At 30.5% G+C, this 25,655-nt stretch carries 24 protein-coding genes; 4 read left to right on the top strand and 20 right to left on the bottom strand.

The features are described from left to right. Nucleotides 1-15: 15 nt before the first annotated feature. The 7 genes from GOY08_RS08500 to rfaD form a co-directional block, all read right to left on the bottom strand. Complete coding sequence (locus GOY08_RS08500) at nt 16-786, bottom strand: ABC transporter ATP-binding protein (protein ID WP_202914043.1); 771 nt, start codon at nt 784-786, stop codon at nt 16-18. A 12-nt stretch (nt 787-798) separates the two neighbouring features. Next, nucleotides 799-1,581: an MlaE family ABC transporter permease gene (locus GOY08_RS08495; protein ID WP_158998469.1), complete on the bottom strand. Its 783-nt coding sequence runs from the start codon at nt 1,579-1,581 to the stop codon at nt 799-801. A gap of 1 nt (nt 1,582) precedes the next feature. Beyond that, nucleotides 1,583-2,686: an ArsA family ATPase gene (locus tag GOY08_RS08490; protein WP_158998468.1), complete on the bottom strand. Its 1,104-nt coding sequence runs from the start codon at nt 2,684-2,686 to the stop codon at nt 1,583-1,585. A gap of 25 nt (nt 2,687-2,711) precedes the next feature. Continuing rightward, a complete protein-coding gene (locus tag GOY08_RS08485; protein ID WP_158998467.1) occupies nt 2,712-3,677 on the bottom strand; it encodes an ArsA family ATPase in 966 nt (321 codons plus the stop codon). 3 nt (nt 3,678-3,680) lie between these two features. Then, entirely contained in the window at nt 3,681-3,911 is a 231-nt protein-coding gene (locus tag GOY08_RS08480; protein WP_158998466.1) for a twin-arginine translocase TatA/TatE family subunit, read from the bottom strand. A gap of 108 nt (nt 3,912-4,019) precedes the next feature. Continuing rightward, a complete protein-coding gene (locus GOY08_RS08475; protein ID WP_158998465.1) occupies nt 4,020-6,104 on the bottom strand; it encodes a heterodisulfide reductase-related iron-sulfur binding cluster in 2,085 nt (694 codons plus the stop codon). 82 nt (nt 6,105-6,186) lie between these two features. After that, nucleotides 6,187-7,272 carry an ADP-glyceromanno-heptose 6-epimerase gene (gene rfaD, locus GOY08_RS08470; RefSeq protein WP_158998464.1) on the bottom strand — a complete coding sequence of 362 codons (1,086 nt, stop codon included), beginning with the start codon at nt 7,270-7,272 and terminating at the stop codon, nt 6,187-6,189. A 170-nt stretch (nt 7,273-7,442) separates the two neighbouring features. On the opposite strand from rfaD, the gene trmFO reads away from it, so the two are divergent. Beyond that, nucleotides 7,443-8,948: a methylenetetrahydrofolate--tRNA-(uracil(54)-C(5))-methyltransferase (FADH(2)-oxidizing) TrmFO gene (trmFO, locus tag GOY08_RS08465; protein ID WP_158998463.1), complete on the top strand. Its 1,506-nt coding sequence runs from the start codon at nt 7,443-7,445 to the stop codon at nt 8,946-8,948. A gap of 360 nt (nt 8,949-9,308) precedes the next feature. On the opposite strand, the gene GOY08_RS08460 is transcribed toward trmFO, so the two are convergent. From GOY08_RS08460 to GOY08_RS08445, 4 genes are all read right to left on the bottom strand, one after another. Continuing rightward, nucleotides 9,309-9,452, bottom strand: coding sequence for a hypothetical protein (locus GOY08_RS08460; RefSeq protein ID WP_158998462.1), 144 nt, complete (start codon nt 9,450-9,452; stop codon nt 9,309-9,311). 14 nt (nt 9,453-9,466) lie between these two features. Beyond that, nucleotides 9,467-10,264: an SDR family NAD(P)-dependent oxidoreductase gene (locus GOY08_RS08455; protein ID WP_158998461.1), complete on the bottom strand. Its 798-nt coding sequence runs from the start codon at nt 10,262-10,264 to the stop codon at nt 9,467-9,469. Nucleotides 10,265-10,295: 31 nt separating this feature from the next. Further along, nucleotides 10,296-10,580: a SemiSWEET transporter gene (locus GOY08_RS08450; RefSeq protein WP_158998460.1), complete on the bottom strand. Its 285-nt coding sequence runs from the start codon at nt 10,578-10,580 to the stop codon at nt 10,296-10,298. Nucleotides 10,581-10,646: 66 nt separating this feature from the next. Next, entirely contained in the window at nt 10,647-11,390 is a 744-nt protein-coding gene (locus GOY08_RS08445) for a TerC family protein (RefSeq protein WP_158998459.1), read from the bottom strand. Between the two features lie 153 nt (nt 11,391-11,543). Between GOY08_RS08445 and GOY08_RS08440 the strand changes: the two genes are divergently transcribed. Continuing rightward, entirely contained in the window at nt 11,544-12,692 is a 1,149-nt protein-coding gene (locus GOY08_RS08440; protein ID WP_158998458.1) for a 3,4-dihydroxy-2-butanone-4-phosphate synthase, read from the top strand. A 32-nt stretch (nt 12,693-12,724) separates the two neighbouring features. Here the strand turns inward: GOY08_RS08440 and GOY08_RS08435 are convergent, their stop codons facing one another. The 4 genes from GOY08_RS08435 to GOY08_RS08420 all read right to left on the bottom strand — a co-directional run bounded on the left by GOY08_RS08435 (nt 12,725) and on the right by GOY08_RS08420 (nt 16,829). After that, nucleotides 12,725-13,978, bottom strand: a complete 1,254-nt coding sequence (locus GOY08_RS08435; protein ID WP_158998457.1) for a 3-dehydroquinate synthase family protein — start codon at nt 13,976-13,978, stop codon at nt 12,725-12,727. A gap of 13 nt (nt 13,979-13,991) precedes the next feature. Then, nucleotides 13,992-15,092, bottom strand: coding sequence for a chorismate synthase (gene aroC / locus GOY08_RS08430; protein WP_158998456.1), 1,101 nt, complete (start codon nt 15,090-15,092; stop codon nt 13,992-13,994). A 4-nt stretch (nt 15,093-15,096) separates the two neighbouring features. After that, nucleotides 15,097-16,479 carry a 3-phosphoshikimate 1-carboxyvinyltransferase gene (gene aroA, locus GOY08_RS08425; RefSeq protein ID WP_158998455.1) on the bottom strand — a complete coding sequence of 461 codons (1,383 nt, stop codon included), beginning with the start codon at nt 16,477-16,479 and terminating at the stop codon, nt 15,097-15,099. Nucleotides 16,480-16,574: 95 nt separating this feature from the next. After that, entirely contained in the window at nt 16,575-16,829 is a 255-nt protein-coding gene (locus tag GOY08_RS08420; protein WP_158998454.1) for a hypothetical protein, read from the bottom strand. A gap of 810 nt (nt 16,830-17,639) precedes the next feature. Between GOY08_RS08420 and GOY08_RS08415 the strand changes: the two genes are divergently transcribed. Next, entirely contained in the window at nt 17,640-21,245 is a 3,606-nt protein-coding gene (locus GOY08_RS08415) for a TcdA/TcdB pore-forming domain-containing protein (protein ID WP_158998453.1), read from the top strand. Then, nucleotides 21,235-21,750 (top strand): ribonuclease domain-containing protein, encoded by a 516-nt coding sequence (locus tag GOY08_RS08410; RefSeq protein WP_158998452.1) that lies wholly within the window; start codon nt 21,235-21,237, stop codon nt 21,748-21,750. Before GOY08_RS08415 ends, GOY08_RS08410 begins: the two co-directional genes overlap by 11 nt. A 161-nt stretch (nt 21,751-21,911) precedes the next feature. On the opposite strand, the gene ftsY is transcribed toward GOY08_RS08410, so the two are convergent. Genes ftsY through GOY08_RS08385 form a run of 5 tightly spaced genes read right to left on the bottom strand, consistent with a single transcriptional unit; the run spans nt 21,912 to nt 25,607 of the window. Beyond that, nucleotides 21,912-23,147, bottom strand: coding sequence for a signal recognition particle-docking protein FtsY (gene ftsY / locus GOY08_RS08405; protein WP_158998451.1), 1,236 nt, complete (start codon nt 23,145-23,147; stop codon nt 21,912-21,914). Between the two features lie 5 nt (nt 23,148-23,152). Further along, a complete protein-coding gene (locus tag GOY08_RS08400) occupies nt 23,153-23,548 on the bottom strand; it encodes a VOC family protein (RefSeq protein ID WP_158998450.1) in 396 nt (131 codons plus the stop codon). Beyond that, nucleotides 23,545-24,210 carry a hypothetical protein gene (locus GOY08_RS08395; protein WP_158998449.1) on the bottom strand — a complete coding sequence of 222 codons (666 nt, stop codon included), beginning with the start codon at nt 24,208-24,210 and terminating at the stop codon, nt 23,545-23,547. The genes GOY08_RS08400 and GOY08_RS08395 overlap by 4 nt, the downstream gene beginning before the upstream one ends. Before the next feature lie 12 nt (nt 24,211-24,222). Continuing rightward, nucleotides 24,223-24,360, bottom strand: coding sequence for a hypothetical protein (locus GOY08_RS08390; RefSeq protein ID WP_158998448.1), 138 nt, complete (start codon nt 24,358-24,360; stop codon nt 24,223-24,225). Continuing rightward, nucleotides 24,357-25,607 (bottom strand): DUF1573 domain-containing protein, encoded by a 1,251-nt coding sequence (locus tag GOY08_RS08385; RefSeq protein ID WP_158998447.1) that lies wholly within the window; start codon nt 25,605-25,607, stop codon nt 24,357-24,359. The genes GOY08_RS08390 and GOY08_RS08385 overlap by 4 nt, the downstream gene beginning before the upstream one ends. Nucleotides 25,608-25,655: the final 48 nt, after the last annotated feature.

Here is a 25,655-nt window from a genome sequence, read left to right as displayed (position 1 = left end):
CATATATATATTAAATTAAGCTATTGGAACTTCTAATGGTCCATTTCTGCCGCCAGTTAAAAATTGTCTAACAAGTTCGTCATGACTTGAAGCAAAATCATTTGGAGTTCCATGAAAGTATATTTTTCCTTTATGCAAAAGAAAAACATACTCTGCGACGTTCATCACAGACGTGATGTCATGACTTACCACAACAGATGTGATACCGTCCAAATTTTTTTGTGTGTTTATTATCAAATTATCAATTAAGTCTGAAACCAAAGGATCCATACTTGTTGTAGGTTCATCATAAAGTAACAACTCTGGTTTTAATGCCAAAGCACGTGCAAGTCCTACTCTTTTTCTTTCACCAATTGATAATTCTGGTGGAAATTTATCTTGTATACCAGGTAAACCTACTGTTGCAAGCAGTTGAGCTACTTCATTTTCCATTTCTGACTGACTAAGTTTTCGATGATTTTGTAAAGGAAAAGATACATTTTCAAAAATAGTCAAACTATCAAATAATGCACCGTCCTGAAAAAGAATTCCAATCTTACTTCTAACTACGTCCCATTTTTCATTAGAAGCACTTACCATATTCTCGCCATTAATAAAAATAGAACCGGAATCTGGTTTTAAAAGACCTATGATATTTTTTAAAGTAACAGATTTTCCTTCCCCACTTCGCCCTATTATGAATGAAATTTTATTTCGTGGGATATCTATATTTAAACCATTTAATACATGATTATTGCCAAATGATTTTTTTACTTCAACAAGTGAAACAATACTTTGACTTGACATAATATAAATGATTTACCTTATTTGAAAAATAGTTATAAAAAAATCACCCACTAAGATTGACAACAAACTAGCAACAACTGCGCTTGTAGTTGCCTCACCAACTCCTTTAGCACCACCTTTGGCTTTAAAACCCTTATAACATGCAATCGTTGAAAAAATAAATCCAAAAGCCGTCGCTTTAATTAAACCTTTTATCACATCGCTCCAATAAACTATCCATTTTAATTGTTGCATAAAAGTCATCGTATCAACTTTATAAAAGATAACAGCAACTGCATAACAACCAATCACACCCACAAATAAAAAAATAGCTGCAAGTATTGGCATCATAATTGTACTGGCAAGAACTCTTGGAATTACTAAATAACTTATTGGATTTACACCCATTGCCTCCATAGCATCAATTTGCTCATTCACACGCATTGTCGCAATTTCAGCCGCCATAGCTGCACCTGCACGCCCAATGACAATAAAACCACACATCACCGGACCTAATTCAAGCGCTAGAGATTTTCCAGTTGCAGCTCCCATTAAACCCTCAGCACTAAACAATCTAAAAATAACTCCCAATTGCAGACCTAATACGCCTCCTACAAAAAATGCTGAAATTAAGATAATGGTTGCACTTTTATTTCCTACAAATTCTAACTGCTTAATTAAAAGACTAAATCTAAAAGGTGGCTTAAAAAACCAAACAAATACTTCTTTAAAAAACAATAAAAAGCGACCCAAGCCAGCCAAAAGTTTTATTAAAACATCACCAATTACAAAAGGAACTAACGTAATATATTTCATCTTAAATACTTCCTGTTTTTTGCTGAATAATATCTCCAAGAGATGACAAATCTGAAAATCGTAATTCTTGTTCACCGTCTAATCCAGAGGCGATTGGAATTTCAACGATGGATATTTTTGCAAATGAAAGTTCCTTAGATATTTTAGCTTGTGTGTCTAAATAACTTTTCAAATAGTTAGCAAATAATTTTTCTTTTTCTTCAATAAATGAATGACCTTGAATAAATTGAAGAAGATTAGTATCGATTCTTAAATGTTCGGGAAATGTTTTATTAATAATGGCATATTTAGGCTTTATTCCTAAATTAACCAAAATTCTTTGAATTTCTTTTGCAATAAAAATTGCATCTTCTCTAATTGCAGTAACAATAAAAATTTGAGTAGAAGGTGTATTTAACCACTTTTGCGCTATTTTAATTCTTTCCAAAGCTGTAACAAAAACTTCATCTAATAAAATTAAAAATTCTCCAAAATTAACAATAAAGTTACGACCTCCTACCAAAGCTAAACCATCAATAATTTTTTTTGCCCCTGATTTGAAGGCTCTAGCAACAAAACTTTGTTTTTCATTTGCACTTCCGACAAACCATTTTACCCAATCAATAATTTTACTGTCTAAAAATAATGAAACTTTCTCAGGCTTAGCAATAAAATCTATTGCATGAATACCTGGTGCTGTATCTATAACTAGTTCTTCAGTGTCAGGATATTGCTCAAGCCATTCTGCGACACGAATTGCAGCTAGTGTATCAATAGCGGTAGCCATTTTATTTGAAAGTGCAGAAAAATAGGGGTTTTTTAATAAATTATCTTTTTTTTCTTGTGACAATCCTTTTTCTTCTACCCAGCGCATTAAACTATCACCTATATGCAAAACAGAAGCTCGCAATTGTCCTTTTGAATTTTCAAGCGGAATGATAGTCCCCTCTTCAGTAATAGACGTTGTACCTAGAGCTGTTTGCAATCTTTTTGCAGGATCTATACTTATGAGTCCGACATTTTTCCCTGCTTGAGCCATAGATATAGCAAAAGAGGCAGATAACGTCGTTTTTCCAACTCCACCAGCTCCTAAAAATACATGCAATCTTGGAAAAGATTTTCCCATAGAAACCTCTTGAGGAGTTCAATTTTTAAAAGTAAGAAGATAATAATTCAAGCATTTGAGGATGTGAATTAGATTGATTAATAATATTTAGGTCAGGTAAAGAAACTACTGGCAGTGAATTATTTTTTTTATCCTTTTGATTTTTTGCCCAGCTTGTTAATTTATTTTCACTATGAGTTCTTTTGTGCAGTATAGATAAAATTAGTTTTAATTCATTTTGTGCGTAATCAGTCTTTAATTTTTCTAGCAAACTTTTAAACCAAATATCATCTTCAGAAAAATTAAAAGTTGGGAATTTCTCAATATTAACTGATTGATTTACTATTAATGCTAATGGTGGTCTGAGCAATTGACTTGTAATTTTCGGGATAGTTTCTATACTTTCTTCGATTGGTAACTCTTCAGGTAAAGTAACAACTAAGACACCCGTTTTTTCTTCATCTAATAAAAGTCTATTTACTCTTTCACATTCATAAGCAAGAGGCCCTGTCATTCCTAAATTTGCGACAGCTGGCGCAATGCCAAATAATGATAAGCCATGACCTGTTGCTGGAGAATCTACAATAACTTTATCGTACGAATAACCTTTTTCTTTTTCAGCAAGCTCTACTAGCCAAAAAAGACGACCAAGAAAAAATAACTCTTGTACACCAGGCGCAGCATGAATAAGTCTCTGAACATGTTTATTTTCAATGACAACATTATAAATAAGCTTCATTTTCAAATGCTCAACAAAGTATTCTTTTATTGCTTCGGCTGCTGAAAAATTCATAGTTTTATAGCCATGAGGCGTAAATGATTCTTTATGAGAGCAAGCTGGAATGGAATACAGTTGAGAAATGGCATCTTTTAACGCCCATTGGACTAGCAAAACTTTTTCACCTTGTTGCGCATAATGATATGCTATGGATGCAGAAACAGTGGTTCTTCCTACCCCACCTTTTCCAACAACAAATATTAGCTTTTGCTTTAATTCATTTAAAAGCGTCATGCATTAGACTTTTGGAACTTCTTTGTGCTCAACATCTACAACCTGATTTGCATGTTGCGAGTTTTGCGGCGGAGAAATTTGTTTATCATCAGTAGAGGAACCATTTAATCCTTTTTTAAAATTAGAAATTCCTTCTCCAAGAGCCTTACCTACTGAAGCAATTCTTTTTCCACCAAATAATACAATTACAATCCCAAAAATGAGTGCCAATTCACCAAAACTAAAGGTGTGCATAGACCACCCTCCTAAGAGCAGAAGAAATTGTTAGGTAAACCAGAGACTAGAAAAGCCTCCCACCTCGATTTCCCTTGGGATAACCTTAGCACAAAGATATGTCAAATATCAATTCAACCTAGAACTACCTGTATTTTTCACGTCACTAGGCATAGCCAACATCACAGCTTCCGCTATATCCATAATTTCTAAGTCTTTTGTTTTTTCTATATTTTGAAAAGCACTTTTAAAATTAATCATACAAAATGAACAGCCTGTGACTAAAGTTTTAGCTCCAGTTTGCGCGACATGTTCTAATCTTCGTTCAACAATCTTTCCACCGCCTTCACTTTCATACCACATGTTACCGCCACCCATTCCACAACAACTAGAAGTTTCTCTGCTGGCTTCCATTTCAGCTAAACGCAAACCAGCAACTGCTTCTAATATTTTGCGAGGTGCTTCATATTCACCATTATGTCTTCCGAGAAAACAAGGATCATGAAAAGTAACTGTTTTGTTAACTTCTGTAGGTAACGACAATTTATTTGCTTTATGAAGTTCTGATAATAATTGTGTATGATGATAAACTTCATAATTTCCACCATATTCTTGATAATCATTTTTTAAAGTATTGAAGCAATGTGGACAGTGGGTGACAATTTTTTTAAATTTTAATTTATTTAGTTGTTCAACATTACTATTAGCAATTTCTGCAAAAGAATATTCATCACCTAAACGTTTAACAGGTTCACCATTGCATTTTTCTGCTTTGCCCATGACTGCAAAATTTACTCCACAATATTTTAAAATGGAGACAACAGCTTTTGCTACCTTTTGATTCCCTAGATCATAAGCGCCTGCACAACCAACATAATACAGATACTCTACTTCTGGAGAATCTCCTGTAATAATTGGTAGATCTAGTCCGTCGGCCCATTTAAAACGATCTGCCGATGCAAGTCCCCAAGGATTACTATATTGTTTTATATTTTCTATTGCTTTGCCAGCTGAAGCAGGAATTTCACCTAAAGATAAAGTTTGGTACCGTCTTAACTGCATAATTGTACGAAGTTGATCTATTCCGACAGGACATTCATTCACACACCCACCGCAATTAGTGCATGCCCAAATTTCGTTGTGTGTTATTACACCATTTTCAAATAGAAAATGCTTTTCTTCTTCACCTTGTTTTGGAAATAAAGCTTCAACAGTCATACTGTTCTTCATTTTTAAAATTATTTCCCTAGGATCTAATGGCTTTAATACTGCATTAGCAGGACAAATATCTGTACATCTTCTACATTCAGTACAGCTATCAAAACTTAATAAGTCTTTCCATGAGAAATCACGAATATCTCTTGCACCAAAATATTCTGCTTCTGCATTTTCAAAATCCATTTTTGCAAGCATTACTGAAGGAGTTAATCTTTGTGTATATAAATTTAAAGAAGCTGTTACAATATGCAATGCTCTTGTATATGGGACTGTTGCTATAAAAGCCATAGTTGTTACCATATGAAAATACCACAATGAAGTATAAATCATATTGGCATTATTAGAGTCCATATTTTTTGGATAGAAAAGACTAAATAAATAACCAACAAAAGCCCATTGCGTGTCAGGGGCATGTTGATCGAAAGCTAATCTAAATCCTTGTAACAAAAATCCTTGAATAACTAATAAAAAAAGGAAAGAATAAAGCAAGGTATAACCAAGACTATGACTAAATTTATATTCTTTATTTGATCTTCTAAATATACCCATTAAAAGACCTATAGCTAACGAAACACCGCCAATTTGTCCTGTAACTTTAACAAACGCATAGAACCATCCATGATAAAGATCCGTGATGTTATAGTCTTTTAAAGCAACAATAGTTGTACAGAAAACTAAAGCAAAAAAACCATAAAAAATGAGTCCATGCATCCAGGCGGCATAAATAGATTTAGGCTTAGGATCTCTTTGTCTACGCGAACGCAAAACTTTTGCTTGCGCAATAACATTCCGGAAAAAAATAATAGTTCTTTCCACAGGCTTATCAAAACAAACTTCAGGTTTTCCAGCTCTCCAAAGAACAATATGCTTCCAGACACCATAAGCAAAAATAACAGTAGCAATGAACAACCAAAGATATGTTGTCATATGCAAAATTTCATTTAATCCACCAGAAGGTGACCAATATATTTGGCGTGTCAGTTGTTGAGCGTCCATGCAAAAAACCTTCATTTTGTTTAGTTATTTAAACTGAGTACAACCATAGAAATATAATAAAAAAAATTGAATTTTACAAATTCTATTGACCGCGCATCAAATGCTTTTGAATATATTTTCTAACTCCTGCACTTAAAGATGTAAATTCATGTTGAATACCTATTGAGCGCAATGTAGAAAGATCTGCACAAGTATAATTTTGATATTGATTTATAATGTTAGGAGGCATGGGAATATATTCGATATTGACAGGGAGAGAAAGAGCTGAAAAAACTTGCTCTGCCAAACTATTCCAAGATTCAGTTATCCCACGTCCTATATTTAAAAATAATCCATTTTCGGGCAGAATAATGCTAGATTGTTGATGCATTCTTGCTAATGATAATTTTATGAGTTGAACAGTCACTTGAACGATATCATCTATATATACAAAATCTCTGAGTTGTTCTCCATTTTTATACTTAGCAGTGTTACTTTCAAAAAGCTTTATTTTACCGGTACGAGTAGCCTGTTGGTATCCATGATAAACCATGCTTGCTTGACCACCTTTATGGGATTCAAATTGACCAAAAACATTAAAATAACGTAGACCAAACCATGAAGGTGGAGTATTGGTTTGTTTTAAAGTCCAGATATCAAAATCTAGTTTTGATTTTCCGTATAAATTAAGTGGTGTATATTTTTCACAATCTTCTTTTTTATCTGAAAACCCTAAGGATCCATCACCATAAGTTGCTGCACTAGAGGCATATATAAAAGGAATAGAGTGCTTAGCACAAAATGTCCATAGTGCTATTGAATAGTTTAAATTTAACTCTGCAAAAACATTTACATCGGTTTCTGTTGTAGAAGAACAAGCTCCATTGTGAATAACTACATCAGGTTTTTGCGGTAGTTTTTCAAGATGAGAAATGAGATCTCTATAGTCTACATATTGGTAGCGAGCTGAGCCTAAAAATCGCTTGGCAGTATCCCTGTTAATACTAGTGGAAAGATCACTTGCAATGACTGAGCACCCTAAATCCTGGGGCCCTTGTTCGACAAAATTAGAAAATTTTATAGGTGCATGTTGAGGAAATCCCAAATCAGTAGGATCCATAGCCAGGATTTTTTCCACAATATTTGTCCCAATAAACCCATGAGCTCCTGTCACAACAAAAAGCGGCATACTTAATCCTTCTTTCTTTCATATTTAACAAATGCCATTAAAATCAACAAAAGAATGTATTGAAACAAACAGCATACTTTGCAATATAAACTCTTAGCATAAATTTAGGCATCGTTAAGACCCAAATTTATAAAATTTTGTTTTTTCAGAATCTTAAAAAGGATAGTTCTATGAATGTTGCAGTTATTGGCGCTGGATTAGCAGGTAGTGAATGTGCATGGATTTTAGCTGAACACTATCAATTATCTGTCACTTTATATGAAATGAAGACGAGAAAAACAACCCCAGCACAAATATCTCCACATTTATTTGCTGAATTAGTGTGTTCAAACAGTTTAAAATCTAAAAGCCGTTTAAATCCTGCTGGAACTTTAAAAGCTGAGTTAGAAAAATTAGGGAGTCTTATTCTTCCAGCGGCCAGAAATGCAGAAGTGCCAGCAGGAGAAACTCTAGCAGTAGATCGAGAACTTTTTTCATCAGAAATTACGCAAAAGTTAAGAAACCATAAAAATATTGAAATTATTGAAAAAGTTGTTGAATCTGTAGATGAAATTAACCTTTTCAAAGATTTTAATGCAATTGTGATTGCCACAGGTCCTTTAACTGATGATGCTCTTGCTGAAAGCTTAAGAAAATTAACAAAAAGTGATCAACTATACTTTTATGATGCTATTGCTCCTATTTTGGATGGAGATAGTATTAATTATGATGTTGCTTTTTATGCAAATAGACAATCAAAAACTAGTTTATATGAAAAAAAACTAGTTCAAAACAAAGAAATATTAGCTGAATTCCCAGATATTTCTAATGCAACGCTAGTGTATGAAAAATTAACCGGATTGCCAGATATTTCTAATGCAGATGAGGATGGTGATTACTTAAATCTACCGTTTAACAAAGAAGAATATTTTGCTTTTGTTGAAAAAGTCTTACTTGGAGAAAAAGTCCCCCATAAAAATTTTGAAGAACCAAAGTATTTTAATGGCTGCCAACCAATTGAAGTTTTAGCAGAAAGTGGGCCACGTACTCTTTCATTTGGCCCGATGAAACCTAAAGGACTTATCAATCCCAAAACCGGCAAAATGCCATATGCAGTTGTTCAATTACGCAAAGAAAGTTTAGGCGATAATGCTTGGAATATGGTTGGATTTCAAACCCGCCTCACATGGAAAGCTCAAAAAGAAATATTTTCCACCATACCTGGACTTGAAAATGTTGAATTTTTTCGCCTAGGAAGCATGCATAGAAATACTTACCTTGTTTCTCCAAGTGTATTAAATGAAGATTTTTCATTGAAAGAAAATAATAAAATATATTTAGCAGGACAAATTATGGGTGTTGAAGGCTATCTTGAAAGTACTGCTATGGGATGTTTTATTGGCCATTTAATTGGCTTTAAATTAACAAAGCAAAAAACTTTATCCCTACCACCTGCAAATACATCTTTAGGTTGTTTAGCTCGCTTTTGTATATACTCTGAACCAAAAAAGTTTACACCGATGAATATTCACTGGGGATTATTTAATGAATTATCCAAAGATGACATTGAAAAGTATAGTAATAATTCTGAAAAAGTTTTAAAAATGAAGAAAATAGATAAGTCAACAAAAAGAGAAATGCTTGCTTCTCGTTCAGAAGAATTATTTAATGATTGGTGGAATAAAGAATTTAATTAAATTTTTTCTGAGATTAGAGGATTAAAAAACAGTTTAAAAATATTTGGCGCATAAATACCATGAGCACCTTGATTTATAATTCTACTTGTAAAAGTAATACGCATACCTAAAGTTGGCGTATGATAATTATCTCTCATATTAAAATTAGAAAATGAAATTCCATTTAGATTTCAAACTATAATGAAATCTTCATACTTATTTTTATATTTTCTAATAACTTGCAAATTTTTAAGCAGGACATACAGAAATAAATTCAAATAATTTCAAAGAATGTTTAGGCGTTAATTTAAAATAAGTAGTTTCACTAACTAAACCACGGAGATTTTCATAGACATTAATAAAATCTCCAGCAACTTCAACTTAATTTTCATCAGAAATGATGACTTCAAAATTTTTTAAATCCGTTACACAATATAATTTAGTCTTTTGTAATGAAAATGCATAGCTACTAGGAAAAATGGAAAGAACTAAAATAGTTCTCAATAAAGTATTCATTATAAACATTTTAATTCCTAATTTTAAACAATTCCACGTAATAATCCACCTTCAACTCTTAAGGCAGCTCCATTTGTGGCTGAAGAAAGGGGACTGCAAATATAAGTAACGAAACTAGCTACTTCATCAACAGAAGCAAATCTTTGAATGAGTGAAGAGGAGCGATACTCTTTAAAAAATTTCTTTTCCATTTCTTTATTTGATAAATTGTTTTGCACAGCTAAATCACTGACAAACTTTTCTACACCTTCAGACCATGTGGGACCTGGCAATATTGAATTTACTGTTACACCTGTCCCTAAAGTAGTTTCAGCCAAACCTCTAGCTAATGCAATTTGCGCCGTCTTTGTTACGCCATAATGTATCATTTCAGTAGGGATATGAATTCCTGATTCGCTTGATATAAAAACTATTCTACCCCAATCCTTTTTTTTCATTTGTTTTAAATAGTATCTACTCAGTCTTATTCCCGACATAACATTTTGATTGAATATTTCCATCCAATTGTCATCACTAATTTCTTCAAATTCACGAGCTGCGTAGACTCCAAAATTATTAATCAATATATCAACCTGATTAACTTCCTCTATCAATTTTTCGCAACCTTTTTGCGTTCCAACATCAGCAGCTATTCCAATAATGTTTTGCTTATGAATATTTTGTTTATTCAATTTTTCAATAGCTACCTTGACCCTATCTTCTGTTCTACCATTTATAATAATAGAAACACCTTCCTGAAGTAAGGATTGCGCTATTGCGAAGCCAATTCCAGAAGTAGAGCCTGTTATCAAAGCTTTTTTTGATTGTAATTTTAAATCCATTTTTTTTCCTTTCAATTTCAAAGTAACAATTTTATTTAATCCTTTTATCTTTATTTTTCAAGTTAAGGAAACAAATTAACAAAATTGAAAATGAAAAAATAAAAGTAGTAAAATTCGCTAATATAATAATCAAATCATTAATCATAATTCCATATAACAACCATAAAAACACACCTGTACAAAACATGGAATACATAACCAGTGAAATTCCACGAGTGTCTTTTGATTTCAATGTTTTTATAGCTTGTGGCAAAAATGCCGAAGTAGTTAAAAATGCAGCAATATATCCAATAATTAAATGTTTATATAATAGCATAATAAATCCTTTTAAATTTATTTATTCTATCATATCTGAAAAAGTAAATTTTTTACTCAATAAAATTTATTTATGATTTTTTTTCACATAAGTTTTATTAAAAAATAATGACCCTAATAAAATAAACACCATTAATAAAAGAAAAATGTTTTCTGGAATTGGTTTATCTATGGTTAAATAAGAAAATCCTAAATTTAAATCCTTAATTTTTAAGATAACATTAATACCAGCTATTCCAACCAAAACAAAAGCTGTTTTTTCTAAAATGGGAAATTTTTCTATCAGTTTAATAAAAAATTGGGCAGCTATACGCATCAATAAAACTCCCAATAAAGCCCCTGAAATTAAAACCCATTTTACGTCAGATATTGCTAAAGCAACAGCAATAGAGTCTATTGAAAACATAATATCCATTATTTCAACCTGAACAACAACTAAAATGAAATGTTTAACACTTGTGTTTATTGATTTAGGAATTACAATTTTTTCAATATTATTAGAAGTGGATATTTCATGAGTTGTTTCTTTATGAAAAAAAAGCTCATGGCAAGATAAATAAAGCAAATATAAACCTGCAATTGCTTTTACCCATTCATACTTCATTAACCAAACGCCAATAAAAATAATACCAATTCTAAAAAGATAGGCACCCCAAATTCCTAAAAGTAACGCTTTCTTTTGTTGTTCTGGTTCTTTTAACTTCTTTTTAACTAAAGCAGCTAGGGCAAGAGCATTATCAAAGCTTAATAACCCTTCTAAAATAATTAATTGAAAAACAATGAATAAATGGTTGAGATTTAAATCAATCAATTCAAAATCCTTTCAAAAATGAAACAATTCGCAACAATTAATGCTTTAACTACATTTTTATGCTATTGAAGAGTTGAGAAAAAATCAGTTGTGATTCTTTTTTCATCTTTTATATAATAGCTAAAAATATCAACTACTTGGAGCCTTGCATCTGTGAACTATAGTGAACAATATCTATATGCTCTTACTACCTTAGTGGAAAAAATACAAAAGGCTCTAGCAATATTTAAAAATGGCGGGCTTATTCTTGTTGGGGATGACGGACGCCGGGAGAACGAAGCAGATTTGGTTTTTCACGCATGTGGAGCAACACCAGAAAATGTCAACTTCGCTATAACCCATGCAAAAGGCTTATTATGCGTATCTGTTAGTCATGAAATTGCAAATAAGCTAGGAATATATTCTGCACCCCAAATCCCAGGAGGCATTTCTCATACTAACTTTACTTTGTCAGTCGATGCAAAATCAGGAATAACTAGTGGAATTTCTGCTAAAGATCGTTCTTATACAATTGAGTTAATGGCTAATTCAAATGTAACTATCACCGATTTTGTTAGTCCGGGTCATGTTTTTCCTTTGCGTGCAATGCAGGGCGGATTGTTAGCACGCGCTGGACACACTGAAGCATTATTAGAACTGTGTAATTTTGTAAAACTACCATGTGTTGCTGCAATGTGTGAAGTATTAGATGAAAATGGCAATGCGATTAATCCAAAATTATTTTCAGATTTTAATCATAACTACAGCGTTTTTAAAGATTTGCCATATATTACAACTGTTGACATTCTATGGGCTAAAATTTTCTTTCAGCCTCCAATAAATAAATTTTTCAATGCTATTTCAGACTTTATCGCACCTGAAGGACGCGAAAAACCTCTTTCCATATTTGAACTTCAACCAAATCATGAAAAAGAACTTACCTTACCAACTTTTCTCTGTATTTATAATGAGCAATTAGACCCAGAAAAAATTCATTTTAGCATATCAAATATTGCTAATACCTGGAATAATTCTGTTGATTTAAAAAATTGTGACGCTGCTATTTTTATTTTTAGCCCGGGAAATTGTTTTGAAAAAGTTCCTTTTGATTTTTCTGCTTTTTGTGACATGAGCGCAAAAGAAGGCTTAAGTAAAACAAAAAATTCAGTTAAAAGATGTTTAAGCATTTTAAGAACAATGCAGTTTATATCCGTAACATTCAATCTAAATATAAAACAATTAATTGATAATACTCCTTACCTAGTTCCTGAAGACAAATATTTTTTAAGTAATATTATTCATTCAAATTTTAAATTAAATTAATAAATATAAGTTTTATTCATTTATATTATTAACTAGTTTTTATGAATATATTTAAAAATAATACTTGTTATATCTTTTATATAATACTCTTGAGTTATTGAATCAGAATTAATACTATCTTTACTTAAGCTAAAATGTCCATATTTAGGTAAACTAAGCTGACATAACTTATTATCTTCATTTTTTTTATCCTGCATTAAATAACTTTCAATTTTTTCTAAAGATATATCTTTAACTATTTTTATAGGATAAAACCTAATAATGTCTTGAATAATATCAAACATTTTTTCATGTTTAGAAGAAATAGATATAAAATTAAACTCTACTAAGAAATATAATCCATGCGCAACAGCAATCCCATGCGGGAGAGTTTGCAAGTATGTTTCCTCACCTAAAGCTTCTAAAATATGCGCTAATGTATGCCCAAAATTTAAGGAAGATCTGATATCTTTAGTCTCATGTAAATCTAAATTAACAACATATGCTTTATATCTTATATTTTTGTTAACTAGAAACAAAAATTCCGCATTTGTATTTTGCTTCTGATATATTTTTTGAATAGCTTCATAGTCATTTGCAAACTCACCAAAAATCCAAGATTGTTTAATAGCTTCAACTAAACCACAAATTATATTTTCAAATGTTAGTGTTTGAAAATACTCTGGGTTACAAAAAATTTTTTCTGCTTCATTAAATAATCCTACTTGATTTTTTCCATAGGGATAAAAATTAACGCCTGTTTTTCCGCCAATTCCAGCATCAACTGAGGCAAGTAATGTGGTTGATAAATAATTTACTTTAATATTTAATAATCCTGCAACAAAACCAACCATATCTAAAATAATTCCACCACCCATTACAAATAATAACTCTGTACTATGGGGTAAAATTTCTATCCAACTCTTAACTGTTTCAAGACTTTTAGTAGTTTCATCCGGTGAATAAAGAAGATAATTTTTGTCCTTTAAATAATAAGATATATTTTTCTGTTTTTCATATAAGTTTCTATCAACGAAAAAATAAACTGTTTCTTTATTAAAAGAATTTAATACTTTCATTAACTCAAATTCATTAATAATTGTCGGTATTGGAATAGATTTAGTAAAATTTAAATCATTCTTTTGAGAAATAAAACCTCTTTTATAAATTTTACAAACAAAATCAAATAATTCTTTCTTATATTTTACATTATATTTTGGTTTTGATTTCCTTGATAGCCCACTCTGAAAAAACTCATTTAAGATAATCAAAATATCTGAATAGTTATCAGATAGAATATGTTTCATAGAATTCTTTCTATTAATTTAAAAATTTTGGATTCAAAGAAATTTGACGCAATATGTGATCTGCAATAACTAACCAAAACATTGCTTCAACTAAAGGAACAGCCCTAGGTAACACACAAGGATCATGTCTGCCTGATTTTACTTTTAATTTTGATTCTTTTAGATCTTTTGTAACTGTTTTTTGTTCTTTGAAAATTGTTGATACAGGTTTAAATCCAACACTAATAACAATAGGCATTCCATTTGAAATACCGCCCTGAATTCCACCAGATTTATTTGTTTCTGTGACAATGTCACCATTATTATTTATTATAAAAGGATCATTGTTTTCACTACCCAATGCAAAAGTAGAAGCAATTCCATCTCCGACTTCAAAATATCTTACAGCAGGTAAACTTAACATTGCTTTTGCTAAATCAGCTTCTAATTTATCAAAAACAGGTTCACCTAATCCTGCTGGAATATTTTTTGCAACACATCGAATAACACCTCCTAAAGAATCACCCTCAGCCTTGGCTTGTAAAATTTTTTCTTTCATTTTACTCTCAGCTTGTTCATCAGGGCAGCGAATCATACTTGCCTCTATTTCTTGAAAAGAAATAGTTTCTTCATCAACCTTTGCTTGAATATTATAAATTCTGTCAACCCAACCTATTATGTCAATATTAGGAATAAAATTTTGCACATAAGCTTTTGCTATGGCTGCTGCCGCAACGCGTCCTATTGTTTCACGCGCGCTAGCACGACCACCACCACTGGTAGGAATAAGACCATATTTTTTAAAAGTTGTGTAATCAGCATGTCCAGGACGGAACATTTGATTAATATCATTATAGTCATTACTTTTTTTATCCTGATTGCGCACAAGAATAGCAATAGGCGTTCCTAAAGTAACTCCGTTTTCTACGCCGGATAGTATCTCACAAATATCCAGCTCCCCTCTTGGAGTTGTAAATTCATTTTGTCCTGGTCTACGTCTATTTAAAAAAGATTGAATAGTTAATTGATCCAAAGAAATTCCAGGCGGACATCCATCAATAACACAACCAACTCCAACCCCATGCGACTCACCAAAAGTAGAAACGCGAAAAAGCGTACCAAATTGACTAGACATTTTATTAATTTTCCTTAATTACTTCAATTTGAAAACCCAATTCTTGCACTTGATTAAAAAATTGTGGTGCAGTTTTTTCAACACATTTAGGATTTTTAATTGTTACTTTATTTAATTTTGAAGCAATTAAAAATCCAGTCATTGCAAAACGATGGTCTTCCCAAGTCTCAAATTCACCAAAAACTTCGGCATAATTTTTAACTATTGGGTAAACAATAAATCCATCCGTTTTTTCTTCTATTTTTAATCCCAAAGTATTCATATTTTTTACGAAACAAGAAATTCTATCACTTTCATGATGGCGGATATGTGATACTCCAAATATTTCAATAGGCGCATCTGCAAATAATGCTAATGCCCCCATAGTTAATGCCTGATCACTATATTGGGAGAAATCAAATCGGAAATTTCCTTTTGGTTTTAATGAATATTCACTTTTATAAACACATATTTCATTAGAAGATATTTGTATATTTGCGCCCATTTCTTGTAAAAGATAAATAAATTTAAAATCAGGTTGTAAAGTTAATGATCCTAAATTCAACACTTTTAAATTAAAATTATGCAAAAATGCTAACGCTAGAAAATAACAACAGGTAGATGCATCGGCTTCGATAACATAATCTTCAATTCCTAAATTTCTAACTGGTTGAAATATGAATTGATTTAAATCATTATCATGTTCTACGCTTCCACCAAATTTAGTTAAAGCTTGTAAGGTCATTCTTACATAATCTGGTTGTACTAAACTATCTATCCGCTCAATACTAATATTTTTTTTCGCACCTACAGCACTTAATAACAATCCACTTAAAAATTGGCCTGATACTTTCCCACTAATTTTACAATGCCCTTCTAGTTGTGAAGATTCTATTGTAAAAGGCATTTGATTTGGATCTATTTTTGCGTGTAGTTCTTTTAATGCATGCACAAGAGCAGATAAAGGGCGGCGCATCAATTGTGGCTCACCACTTATTCGCGCTTTTAAACAGGAAAAAGTGGGAAAGGTATTTTGCCAATTTAGTATTACAGCTGGAAAAAAGCGTGCTAAAGTACCAGCTTTGCCAAAAAACAACTCAACATTTTCCAAAGTTCTATTATTTGGAGGGAAAAGAAGAACTTTTTTTAATTCATAATCAATATGTACCCTATAGCCGAGCCTTTTTAGAGACTCTAGCCCCCAATAAGAATCTTCTGAGAATAAAAAACCATATAAATTTACCGGTTTTGCACATAGCCCTGCTAATACAATAGCTCTATTCGTAAAACTTTTAGAACCTGGTATCCAAATCTCTTTAACATCCGAAGTAATTACTCTTGTTGTAATTTTAATTGCTTGTACATCTTCAGCATGATTTAGTTCGAAAAAAAATTTATTTATCTGCATAATATTTCATAGTATTTCAGGTTTCAGTTGAAATTAAGGCCTTCATATTCAAGATAATCTTAATCAATCAGGCAATGCCAGAATATCGCATTTTATTATTTAGAAATCAAACAAATAGATTCATAATAATTTACTAGCTTCTTTAAGAGTTTCTTCTTTTTACAAAAAGCAAATCTAACCCAATAAAATTTCCTTGAGGATTGAAGATAAAATGCTGATAATGGAATTGTAGCTATTTTTTTTGCAATTAGCAATTGTTTTGTATATTTTGTATGCATAATATCAGAAATATCCTTACCTAAATTCACATAATTTGCTGTTAGCAAAAAAGTGCCTTCATTTTTATTCACTAAATATCCAGATTTTTGAGAGACTGAAGATAAAAAATCTCTCTTTTGCTAATATATTTTTCTTTTTGGACTGTAATAAAAAGTTAACCAATCAGTCTGAGCTAGAATTTCAGCACGTCCAAATTGGATATAGGACTAATACAAAAAACAGTTGCTTAATGAACAATTCTAATATGCTTAGTAATATTAGCAGGTGCACTTACCCAGCCAGTTCTTAAACCAATAAATCCAAATGTTTTGCCTGCAGAACTAATTCTTACTAATAAATGCTAAATATTGGCCTAGATAAACCAAGGCTCCTTAAATAAATTTATTGGCTTCAATATTTGCTAGAGGAAAAAAGATACCAAAACTCTATTTAATACGTTGTTAAATAGAAATCGTCATTTTTAATTTTTAATAAAAGTAAAATAGGTTAGTTAAAAATAGTTTTAAATTAAAACAGAGGATAAATATATTATTAAAAATGTACATTTATTTTGAATCTGACATTTATCTTTAGCAAGAAAACTTGTCTTTTTTATCAATAAAAAAATTTTGTGGTGTACTAAAAATCCATTATAACAATTCTTTTGTTAACACCATAAAAATACTTAATTAAAATTAATTTCAAGAAGGTTATGGCTCGTAAATTTAAAATAACAAAATAGATAAATATTTTTTAGATATTAACTTGATTATTTAAAATTTTATGTTTATTCAAAAAATCGTCTAAATTTAATTTTAGATAATAAAAATAAAATAAAAATATATAATATTAATTAATATATTTTGAATATTATGTATTTTTTTAAGAAAAAGGTGATTTAAATGCGACTCCATCTTTTAAAAGAATTAAAATACACACCGTTAATTTTAATAGTTTCATCTGCTTTTTTAGGTTGTAAAAAAAATTCTAGCTTTTCTGAAGATACTAAATCTAAACTAGCACAAGAATTTAGTGCTTCAAATCCTTGCATATATTTTAATACGAATATTGATAATTCTAGCGAACTTATTGAACCTCTGACTTCAAAAGAAAATTATGAAAAATACAAAAGAAGATTAGCAAGTCTCAAATTACTTGAAAAAGATGACATACATGAAAAGCATAATATTATTTCTGACATTATGACATTTTTAAATCAAATTGATAATGGCAGTGAAAATATAGCAAAATTAAAGAAAGATTTTACTAGTGAATTAAAAAATATAAGGGAAGAATTGAAATATAAAGCTGAATATTATTCAATGAATTTTAAAAATGCTATCAGCAAAATAAATAATAATAAACAACTTAACCCTGTCTTGTTTTCAATAAATTCAGATAATAAGTCTATAGAATTTATTGATGAATTTAGTAAATCTAAGAAATTAATTATGATTAATTCTGAGGAAGATTTCCATAATATAAAAAGATTTAAAGATCATTTAGACTATCATAACAAAAATATTGCGTTTGAGTCTCAACAAAATAATAAAGAGTATTTTTCTAATTCTAGTTTTGGCTTGTCGCATGCTTATATGATAGCTTTTATGATTGAGTATTTTTCAGAAAAAAATTTGAGCTATAGTATTAATAAAAATGATACTCCATTTCAAAAAATACTAAAAGCTCATATTTATGTTAATATTACCCAGCTAGTGAATGATGTTGTTACAGACACTGCAAAAGAACTTTTATTAATATCAGAAATTAAAAATAATTTTCAGTTTAACTTAAAAAATGTAATTAAAATAGAAAAAAATATTGCTAAAATTGGAAGTAAATTATCAATAGGTTTAAATACAGCAAATTTTATATTTGACCTAATTGAGATAGCAAACGCAAAAACAATTGAAGAAAAAGTAGATTCAGAAAAACGCCTCGCTGTCGATTTAGCTGCCGCTAGTTTAGGATTACTTGGTGAGGGTGTTGCTTACATAGCTGGAGAAACAGCAAGTGCTTTTGCATCTTATTTAGCTGTTCCTATATTTGGTTTAAGCTATGGAATTGATGCTTATGCAAATGTTGTTGATGACAAAACAAAACAAGCTTTAAAAATGGCGGATTATTTTTATGACTATGAGAATAACCATTACTTGCTAGCAGATGGCAAAGTCTTTGTACCAAATACTAATAATAGTGTACTTTCTCTTGCACATAAAAATTTTAAAGTGACAGAAAGACCAGAACACTTAAATATTGTAATTCAAAGCATTGATCTAAGCCAAAATAATTTAATAAAAATTAAATTTGATAGTCACTTCCTGTATCCGACAGCAAATGTAAAAAGCTATGCGGAAACACAAAAATATTTAGATACTAAACCTTATTTTGATGGAACAACTTTATATATTTCTGCTTTTAATGAAAATCCAGTAGTCTTATTAGATAAAGAAAATGCTATTGCAGTTAAAAATTCTTTTATTCCGAGAAATACTTCAGAAGAAAATTTTATCTCCCAAAAACTAAATTCAGCAGACATAAAAATTCAAGAAAATACTAAAATTATCTTACCTATTCAGCCTAAATCTTACATAAAATATAAGTATCAAATGACTCCTTTTATCACTTATAGAACTGACAAAGAAATAATGAGTGCTTATAAGTTGCAACAAAATGGAGGATTTTTATTTGAATTTTATAATGGAATACGAGGTCTAGGCGACTACGCTATTGCCGAATTAGAACATGAATATCAAAAAACCGATGTATATATTACTTTAGGAGATCGCAGTAAGAAATTTATAACCCCTGAATTGCCCCATGAATTTAAGAATTATTTGAATTATCATTTTAAAGTTGAGCAAGAAGGAAATCATTTTTTACACATTACCTCTGGTGCTAAGTACAACATTGAATCAAATGGTATAGAAAACTGGTTTTTTGGTGTTGATGAAACTGAGATAAAGTTAAATAGAATAAATAATAATATTATTAGAATTAACGATATAGAAATAGTATTTCCGAAAGAGTTACCCAATAAATTATATATTCAAGATAAATTAGGTAAAATATATCTGATTGATAGTTATTTAAATCACTTCCTTCCCTTCCATCCTAAACCTGAAATTGATGTGGTAAAAGAAATAGACGCTATCCACCATAATACATTACAAAATTTAAATGAATTTATTGAACTAACTTACAAAAATAATATTGAAACAAATTTTAAGTATTTAAAAATAAAGAATCATCCTCAAGCTAGAATGATTAAAAATCTAAAAGCACCGGTTTTCTACAATTTAAGCAATAAAGAGGTTATTCATATAGACAATGCAGATAAATATAAAGATCTTAATAATGTCCATATTTATCATGAGCTAAATGGAAATATTATATTTTATAATGAAAAAGAAAAAATACTTTCATATAAAGATAAGAATAATAAAAACTATATTTTAAAAAATGTAAAAGAAATATATAAAAATGGTGATAATGTTGTAGCTGAAACTTCAAATTATAAGCATTCCTTTTTTGAAATTCGAGAAGATGGTATATTTTTAGTTGAAATACATCAAAAATATTCAGATATTAATTATATTTCAGAACATGCTAAAGAGTTTGCAATAAGCGATGTTGTTACATTGACTTATAGAGATTTTCCTTATTTTATATCTATGTTTGCCGGTTATAGATATTTTAAAGGTTCTGGAATTATTACTGGGTGGTATTTTAATGATATCCAAAACACATATTTACTCCCTTTAAAAACCGAAAGAACAGTTTCTCGCCTTGTTGGGTATAGAAAAGAAAATAAAAACTCTGCATCTTTCTTTGTATTTGATAAAAATAAAACTACTTCTGATTTGGCAACTATAAAATATGAAAATGGTAAATTCTATCAATTTAACAGAATTACTTTGCCCGATAATGATATTATAGATGATGTAAAAATGTATTTAAACGAACCGTTTATCCTTTCTAAAAAAGGTATTATTTATAAAATTAGCGATAATTTTAATGCTTATATTATAGCATATAATCAAAATTGGCTAAAAAAATATGCGGGTAAAAATTTAAGAGAAGTATTAAATAATGAAAAAAATAAAAAAGATACTTTATATTTACTAACAAATAATCAAAAAGCAAAACTAGATTTACTTGAAAATAAGATATTTATTTATACTAAAAATAAATTACCTATTTATAATAATAATATAAGAAATCAAAATACATATTTCTATGATGTTATTTATGACAAGCCCTTTTATATAAGCAATAATTATCTTGAATTTAATAATTTTAGTATTGAAAAAGATACAAATGAAAATTTAGTAACATTAAAGTACTTGCAAAATGAAACGTTTTTGCAAAGTGAAAATGAAAGCAGCTTTAATTTAAGTAATGATGGTAATTTTAATAAAACCGAATTTTTTCTTTTGAAGTTTTTACAAAACAATTTCAACTTTATTGATATAGAAAATATAAAAGGAGTGGGTTATGTTGAGTAATTTAAAAATTATTTTTATTTATTTTATAAGTTTTTTTGTTTGCCTGCAAACACAGGCTATGCATTGTAATTACAACCAAGAAGAACAAGTTCATTATTCAGCTAATTTAAATAATATTCATTTAAATGTTTATCATGTTTTAAATGAAATTCATCATGCCCGCCAAAACAATTATGCTCACGTTAGGTACTGGACACGCAATGGCACCGACTATGTTTCTTATAATGGGGGGATCCATTATTATTCAACCAAGCCTTGGCACAATAGAGAAGGGACTCTTCCTAACTTAAATACGGAACATACGTGGTGGCAAGGGAATATGGTGCAAAGAGAGTTTTATATTGAACACGACATTGTCCCTTACTATCAAGGCATAAACAGAGGTTCTCACCGGGTTGTTTATAATTCATATACTGGCGAAAGTTTTTATACTGCAGATCATTATAACTCTTTTGTCCGCATTCAAAGTAACTGGACCAACGGTTATATTTTCATTCAGCATTGAGGTTAATCTTTGAAAAGTTCATTTTATAATTGAAATATATTTAGAAAATTTAAGAAGAAAAATTATACGAAAAATAAAACGTAGATCCGGTTTAATTTTTGAAATTTTCAATTTAGTAATTAAAGAGTCTAGGACTATTCAAAAAAGAAATAAACTAAATTTCAATGCTCTTCACTAAATAGAGCGTTGACAAACTCGTGAGCTTCAAACACCTCAAGATCTTCAACGGCCTCACCAACTCCAACGTAACGGATTGGTACTTTTAATTCAGCGGCAATGGCAATAGCAATTCCACCCTTTGCTGTTCCATCAAGTTTAGTTAAGACTAACCCTGTTATATTAACAACTTCTTGAAAAATTCTGGCTTGTTGCAACGCATTTTGGCCTGTAGTTGCATCTAACACGAGTAAAACTTCATGGGGTGCTTCCGGATTTTCTTTTGCAATAACCCGACTTATTTTTGCTAATTCTTGCATAAGATCTTGTCTATTTTGCAATCTTCCAGCAGTATCAATCAAACACACACTTGAACCATTTTCAGACGCCTTTTTAACCGTTTCATAAGCTACAGAAGCAGGATCTGTTCCCTCTTTTAAACGGATCATTTCTGCATTAGAACGTTGCGCCCAAACAGCTAATTGCTCTACTGCGGCAGCACGAAAGGTATCTGCTGCACCAATGACCACCTTTTGACCTTTTAAATGTGATTTGAAGGCTAATTTACCTGTAGTAGTAGTTTTTCCAACACCATTTACTCCCACCATCAACACAACGTGCGGAAGCTTTTTGTCTGCTAAACTTTGCAATGGCGACTCTAGAACCCCTTTTGGATTTTCTTTTGTTGCAGTTAGAATTGCAAAAATTTCTTCCCGCAAAATACTTTTAAAAATTTTAGGATCTAAATAGGCTTCAGGAGTTAGTCTACTTTTAACTCTATCAACAAGATATTCAGAAGTTTTAACTCCAACATCCGCTTGCACTAAAAGTTCAAATAAAGTCTCATGAATTTCAGCTCTAGTTGCTTTATCTTTTTTAGAAAGAAAAAATTCATCTAAATTTGTAACAATTTGTGTATGAGTTTTTCTAAGACCGCCTTTTAAACGCTCAAACCAATTATGTGTTGGCAAAGACTCTTTTGTTGATACTTCTTTCGGAACATCTTTAGGAATACCGATTTTTTTAGGTGTTGCAGATACAGAAACACCCTCTTTATCTTTTGTTTTTTCTTCTGTTAAAGCTATTAATGAATCACGTATAGAATCTTTTGATTGCAGAAGTGAAGATTTTTCTTTTTGTCTTTTATTATAACGAACAAAGCCTGAAATAACCAGGATTGAAATTATTAGAAAAGTAATTCCTCCAACAATTATTAACTGATTGTTAGTCCATTCATTCATATTATTTAATTCCTATTAAACCAAAAATATTCTACTAAATTACCAAAAGGATCGCGAAAATAAAAAGCCCTACCATCAGATCTATCGTATGGCGCACGTACAATTTCTATTGCAAATTTTTTTAAATGTGCATGAAATAAATCTACTTTTTCGGCAGATTGAGTTTGAAAACCATAATGATCAAGTACTTGTTTTTCTAATGCTCCTACTTGACGAGTCTTATCAACTGCATCTTTTTCAAGTTTAGCAACCAGGATTGAATTTGATAAGGGAATCATAATTTGAGTATCACGAAACATAAAATATGGAGTCTGAAGTACCTCTCCAAAAAACCATTTTCCTTTCTCAAGATCATCAATAATTATAGCTAAATGCCCTATATTATCAATCCATTGACTCATGTTTCATTCCAACGATGATTTTGAATAATAGAATTTACTACTCCTAAAAATCTTGAATTATCATCACTCATTGGGCTTTTAGCCAAATTTAAAATAATTTCTTTTGCTTTTTTATTACTTCTAGCCTGTTCTTCAAGACATTCTAATGCAGCCATTCTTAAGTTGTCATCTCTACTTGATAAAAACTCCATAACTTTACTGACAATTAAATCATTTGCTTCTTTAACATCTTTTAAGGCTAAAAGAATTTCTTCATTTCTTTCAATAGTTGCTTCGTCAAATTCAGCTATATTTGCCGATAAGTTACTTAATAATAAATTTATATATTCTGTCTCTGGATATATTTTTTCGGCTATTTTAATTGGCCATGAGATTTTACGTTCTTTTGTCAAAACATTTTCGATAAAGGATTTAGACTGATCACCATAAGCTACAATCAATTTCATACATTGTTCTTTTTCTTTGGTGTCTTGCAAACCTGAATCCACTGAAATTTCAAAACGTTTTAAAAGTTGAGGAACAGCTTGTTCGGCAGTTAAACCTTCTAATGCTTCTATGGCTTCTAAACGTTGTTCTTTTGTGGTTAATATTTTTTTTAATACATCTCCGTATTTATCATATGACTTATTTGAAGAAGAAAATAATTTACTAAATAACCCCACGATTAACCCCTTTTACCTATAAAACTTTGCAGAATATATAACCATGAAGAGGCCTACAACGCAAAAAAGTATTCCTAATATGACTCCAATTTCTATTGCTGCCAAAGAAAGTTGAGATGCGTGATGGATTTTGACTTCTTGATTTATCATGGTTCTTTCCTCAAAACACCAAAAAATGGCACAGTAATTTCTTTGTAATCGGGATCATTTGTTTTTACAACAAAAAAACCAGAAACATTCACTCCAGGTGGAACAGAAGAATCACTACTTAGACTTGCCATTTTTTTTGGGAAGCTAAGTTTAAATTTTACAACATATGACGATACAATCCCATCTGAAGCTGCTTGATTATGTAGCGATTTATCCTTACGAACATCAAATAATTCTGTTTCTTTTATATTTTTTAATTCAGGTAACTTTTTTAAATCAACTTTAACTCCTGTGATTGCAAAATTTCTATCTGTAGATTTAAAACTAATTACTCTTTCAGAAGGTTTTTGTGAATTTACTACTCCAAACTCAACATATTTTGCTGACATTTGCACATGTCCAACTGATTCACCAATAACAGGTATTTCAAAGTTTTTGTAAAATGTTGAATTATTCCAAATTTTTAGTTTAGCATTAATTGTTCCGATTGGAATATTTTTTTCATCAAATTCCACAATTATTTGAGGAGGTTGCCCTGTCACAGTGGGAACTAGTTTTGTTTTTATATAAGGTACAGAAGATTCCACAGCTATTATACGGAGGAGATCAGAATTAGAAAGGATACTGTCTCTGTTTGAATCTGCTACTTTTGAGTTTGCAATTTCTTTTAACAGATAATCTTTTACTTCATATTTATTAGGTGTTTTAGCCCTCGCCAAAAGATTTATTGTTATGGAATAAGATTTTTTATTTTCACCAGTAATTTTTCCAATATATAACAATGCAGGATTGGAAGTAATTTCTTGAAGAATATTTGCAGTTAACGTTAAGGTAACAGTAGGTGAGGATGAACCCATATTTGTTTCTAAGGTTATAGTTCTAATAATACTCCCAGAAAAGTCTTGTGAATTAAATTCAACACTAACTACACCACTTTCATTTGGCTTAAATAAATTTTTTAACGTTTTACCGTCATCACCATAAATTTTTGTATTAATACAACCACAAGCGGCGTGAATATTGCTAAAAACAAGAACTCCATTGCCGGTATTTTGAAATTTAAATATGTGAGTTATTCTCTGCCCACGATAAATTTCACCAAAATCAAAACGAGTATAATCAAATTCAACTCTTGGAATTTGACCTTGCAAATTGATATCAGGTGGGTTTTGCGCAAAGCTCAATATGGAGTGAAAAAAAGTGAACGATAAAAAGAAAAAAACTACTAAAAGTCGCAAATGGCTCATATTGAGATCTCCAATGCCCCATGTTATCATCAATGCCGCAGTTGGTAT

The sequence above is a fragment of the Pigmentibacter ruber genome (assembly GCF_009792895.1).
GTDB lineage: Bacteria > Bdellovibrionota_B > Oligoflexia > Silvanigrellales > Silvanigrellaceae > Silvanigrella > Silvanigrella rubra.
Note: the sequence above shows the minus strand (reverse complement) of the source record. Positions and strands in the feature narration are given on the sequence as shown.